Source organism: Actinomadura fibrosa, assembly GCF_900659615.1.
GTDB lineage: Bacteria > Actinomycetota > Actinomycetes > Streptosporangiales > Streptosporangiaceae > Spirillospora > Spirillospora fibrosa.
Genome location: NZ_CAACUY010000444.1, coordinates 1 through 4042, shown reverse-complemented (window position 1 = coordinate 4042; position 4042 = coordinate 1). Strand labels below are relative to the sequence as shown.

The following is a 4042-nucleotide window of genomic DNA, read 5'->3' as shown; positions in this document are numbered from 1 at the left end:
CCGCGCTGGCGCTCGCGCCGGTGGCCGTCCTGCCCGCGTACCAGCGGCAGGGCGCGGGCGGAGCGGCCGTCGAGGCGGCCCTCGCCGCCGCGGCCGGGCGCGGGGAGCGGCTCGTCGTCGTCCTCGGCCATCCGGAGTACTACCCGAGGTTCGGCTTCGAGCGGGCGTCGCGACACGGCGTCACAGCGCCGTTCGAGGTTCCGGACGAGGCCCTGATGGCCCTGGTCCTGGACGGGCCGGGGCCCGTCCCGTCCGGGGCGATCGAGTACCCGGCCCCGTTCGGAGTCTGATCCGCACGACCGCGCGCGTCGTGCGGGCCGTGGCCTCCTGGCGGTTCGCCGGGGGGCCACGGCCGCCCGTCCGTCAGCGGCCGCGGCGCTGGTAGGTGCGCACCGACAGGGGCGCGAACACCGCGATCAGCGCCAGCGCCCACAGGACGGACGCGGTGACCGGGTGCGCGAGCGGCCAGGCCAGGTCGGCGGCGGGCGCGCCCGGGTTGCCGAACAGCTCCCGGCAGGCGGCGGTCAGGGCGCTGACCGGATTCCACTCGGCGACCACCTGGAGCGCCTCCGGCATGCCGCCGGTCGGCACGAAGGAGTTGGACAGCATCGTCACCGGGAACACCAGCGGGATGAGCTGGTCGGCGGTCTGCTCGTTCTTCACCACGAGCCCGAGGTAGCAGCCCACCCAGCTCAGCGCGTACCGCATCAGGGCCAGCAGCAGGAACGCCTCGGCGGTGCGCAGCACGCCGCGGTGCGCGCTCCAGCCGACCACGAGCCCCGCCGCGGTCATGATGGCGAGGGCCAGCACGCCGTTGAGCACCTCGGCGCCGGTCTGCCCGAACGGCACGGCCGACCGCGCGACCGGCATCGAGCGGAACCGGTCCATCACGCCCCGGGACGCGTCCGTGGCGACCCGCATGGTCACCGCCATGATCGAGCTGAACGTCACCATGGCGAACAGGCCCGGCATCAGGTACTCGCGATAGTTGCCCTCCCCGGGCACCTCGATGGCGCTGCCGAACACGTAGCCGAACAGCACGACCATGACGGCGGGGAAGATCAGCGCGGCGACGAGCTGGCCGGGCTCCTGGCGCAGCCGGCTCAGCTCGCGCCCGATCAGCGTGAACCCGTCGGCGAGGTTCCAGCGCAGCCGCCCGGCGAGGGACGGCGGCGCGGCCGCGACGGCGGGTGCGGCGGCGCGCGCGGCGGCGGGGGCGGTCATCGGACGGTCTCCTTCTCGCGTTCGGTTCCGTTGTCGCGGGCAGCCCCGCCTCCGGGACCGTCCTCGCGCCCGGACGCGGCGTCCGCGTCCTCGGCGGGAAGGCCGGTGAGGCGCAGGAACACCTCGTCGAGCGTCGGGCGGCGCAGCGCCACGTCCCCGACGGCCACCCCGGCGCGGTCGAGCTCGCGGACGACGTCGGCGAGCCGGACCGTCCCGCCGGCGACCGGGACCGACAGGCGGCCGCCGTCGAGCGCCGGGTAGGACCCGGCGAGCGCGTGCAGGACGCCGGCGGCGCCGGGCGCCATGGCCGGGTCCTCCAGGTGCACGTCGAGCCGGTCGCCGATGGACGCCTTCAGCGCGTCGGGCGTGCCGGTGGCGATCACCCTGCCGTGGTCGACGACCGCGATCCCGTCGGCGAGCCGGTCGGCCTCGTCGAGGTACTGCGTGGTGAGCAGGACCGTGGTGCCGTCGGCGACCAGCTCGCGGACGGCGTCCCAGATCTCGCCCCGGCTGCGCGGGTCGAGGCCGGTGGTCGGCTCGTCCAGGAACAGCACCTGGGGCCGCAGGATCAGGCTGGTGATCAGGTCGAGCCGGCGCCGCATGCCGCCGGAGTAGCCCTGGACGGGCCGGTCGGCGGCCTCCACGAGGCCGAAGCGCTCCAGCAGCTCGTCCGCGCGGCGGCGGGCGTCCCGGCGGGACAGGTGGCAGAGCCGCCCGAACAGCCGCAGGTTGCCGCGTCCGGTGAGCTTCTCGTCGACGGCGGCGTACTGCCCGGCCAGGCCGATGCGGGCCCGCACCTGGTCGGGCTGCCGGGCGACGTCGTACCCGGCGATGCGGGCGCGGCCGGAGTCGGCGTCCGCGAGGGTCGCGAGGATCCGCACGGCCGTGGTCTTCCCGGCGCCGTTGGGGCCGAGCAGCCCGCACACGGTGCCGGCCGGCACTTCGAGGTCCAGGCCCGCGAGGGCCTGCGCGGTCCCGTAGCGCTTGGTCAGCGCCTCGGCGACCACGAGGGGTTCGTCCGCCATGCTGCCTCCTCTGGGTACGGCGTACGCAGTCGGCGTGCCGCCAGCGTAGGCAACTGGGTACGATGTACGCAACTAGGATTCCGGTGAAGGGGCGGACGGCCCGGCACGCGGCTGCGCGGGCGGACCGATCGGCGCACGAGACGGGAGACCCTGGTGACCGACGACGGCGGCCACGCCGCCATCTGGCTGGTTCCGGAGCGGCAGGGGCGCGGGCCCCGGCCCGCCTACAGCCGCGCCCAGATCACCGAGGCGGCCATCCGGATCGCCGACGCCGACGGGATCGAGGCCGCCTCGATGCGCCGCATCGCCGCCGAGCTCGGCACCGGCGCCATGTCGCTGTACCGGTACGTGCCGAGCCGCGACGACCTGATCGAGCTGATGGTCGACCGCGTCCTCGGCGAGGACGAGATCCCCGAGCGCCCCTCCGGCGACTGGCGGGCCGACCTCACGCTCATCGCCGTCAGCACCCGCGCCACCTGGCGGCGGCACCCGTGGCTCGCCGGCCTGCACCGCGCGCGGCCGGCGTTCGGCCCGAACCAGCTCCGGCTCATCGAGTTCGCGCTCGGCGCGCTGGACATCGGCATCCCCATCGACGAGAGCCTCACGCTGCTCAACATGCTGAACGGGTACGTGGAGCGCACCGTGCGCGCGGAGATCGAGTGGACGCGCGAGAAGGAGCGCAGCGGCCTGACCCCCGAACGCCTGATGGCGGAGAGCGGCCCCTACGTCCGCCGGCTCATGGACAGCGGCGACTATCCGATGTTCACGCGGATCATCAAGGAGGCCCGCATCCCCCACATGACCGGCGACGAACAGTTCCGGTACGGGCTGAACCGCGTCCTCGACTGCATCGCGGGCGCCCTGCCCGCGGACGCTTCCTGACGTCCGTGGACGGCGTGCTGCGCGGGCGCGAGAAGCAGCGGGCCCGGATCGGGGCGCTGGTCGAGGCGGCCCGGGAAGGGCGGGGCGGGGTGCTGGTCGTGCGCGGCGAGGCGGGCATCGGCAAGACGGCCCTGCTCGACGACGCCGCCCGGACCGCCGATGCCGAAGGGGTGCGGGTCCTGCGCGCGACCGGCGCCGAGGCGGAGGCGCAACTGCCGTTCGCCGCCCTCCAGATGCTGCTGCGGCCCGTCCTGCCGCGCCTGGACGGGCTCCCGGAGGTACAGGCGTCGGCGCTGCGGGCCGCGCTCGGCCTCGCCCGCCCCGACGGCGCGGACCGGTTCCTGGTCGGCCTCGCCGTCCTCACCCTGCTGTCCGACCTCGCGGCCGACCGCCCGGTGCTGTGCCTGGCCGACGACGCGCACTGGCTCGACCCGTCCTCGGCGGGCGCGCTGCTGTTCGCCGCCCGCCGCCTCGGCGCCGAGCGCGTCGCGATGGTCCTCGCCGCCCGCGACGGGTTCGCCGCCCCGGGCCTGCCCGAACTGCCGCTGGACGGCCTGGACCGCGACGCCGCCGCCGCGCTCCTCGCCGACAGCGCCCCCGACCTCGCCGGCGGCGTCCGCGACCGGGTCATCGAGGAGGCGGCGGGCAACCCGCTGGCCCTGCTGGAGCTGCCGCGGGGACTGGACCGCGCCGAACGCACCGGCCAGGCGCCTCCGCCGCCCGCGCTCCCGGCGACCGGGCGCGTCCTCGCCGCGTTCGGCGACCGCGCCGAGCGGCTGCCCGAACGGGCCCGGCTCGCCCTCACCGTCGCCGCCGCCGAGGGCACCGGCGACCTCGGGACGGTCCTCGCGGCGGCGCGGCTCCTCGGCGCGACCGCGGACGACCTCGCCGCCTGCGAGCGCGCCGGCCTG

The 4042-nt window shown here is 76.2% G+C and carries 5 protein-coding genes; 3 read left to right on the top strand and 2 right to left on the bottom strand.

The window, feature by feature from the left end:
• On the top strand, nt 1-290 hold a 290-nt coding region (locus E1300_RS48170), incomplete at its 5' end, for a GNAT family N-acetyltransferase (RefSeq protein ID WP_131763948.1).
• 73 nt (nt 291-363) lie between these two features.
• Here the strand turns inward: E1300_RS48170 and E1300_RS48165 are convergent.
• Nucleotides 364-1224: an ABC transporter permease gene (locus tag E1300_RS48165; protein WP_131763947.1), complete on the bottom strand. Its 861-nt coding sequence runs from the start codon at nt 1222-1224 to the stop codon at nt 364-366.
• Nucleotides 1221-2249: an ATP-binding cassette domain-containing protein gene (locus E1300_RS48160; protein ID WP_131763946.1), complete on the bottom strand. Its 1029-nt coding sequence runs from the start codon at nt 2247-2249 to the stop codon at nt 1221-1223. The genes E1300_RS48165 and E1300_RS48160 overlap by 4 nt, the downstream gene beginning before the upstream one ends.
• Before the next feature lie 153 nt (nt 2250-2402).
• Between E1300_RS48160 and E1300_RS48155 the strand changes: the two genes are divergently transcribed.
• The gene (locus E1300_RS48155; protein ID WP_207400427.1) at nt 2403-3131 is read left to right on the top strand and encodes a TetR/AcrR family transcriptional regulator; all 729 of its coding nucleotides are present in this window, start codon (nt 2403-2405) and stop codon (nt 3129-3131) included.
• 5 nt (nt 3132-3136) lie between these two features.
• Nucleotides 3137-4042: AAA family ATPase (locus E1300_RS48150; RefSeq protein ID WP_131763945.1), on the top strand; the 906-nt coding region annotated here is incomplete at its 3' end.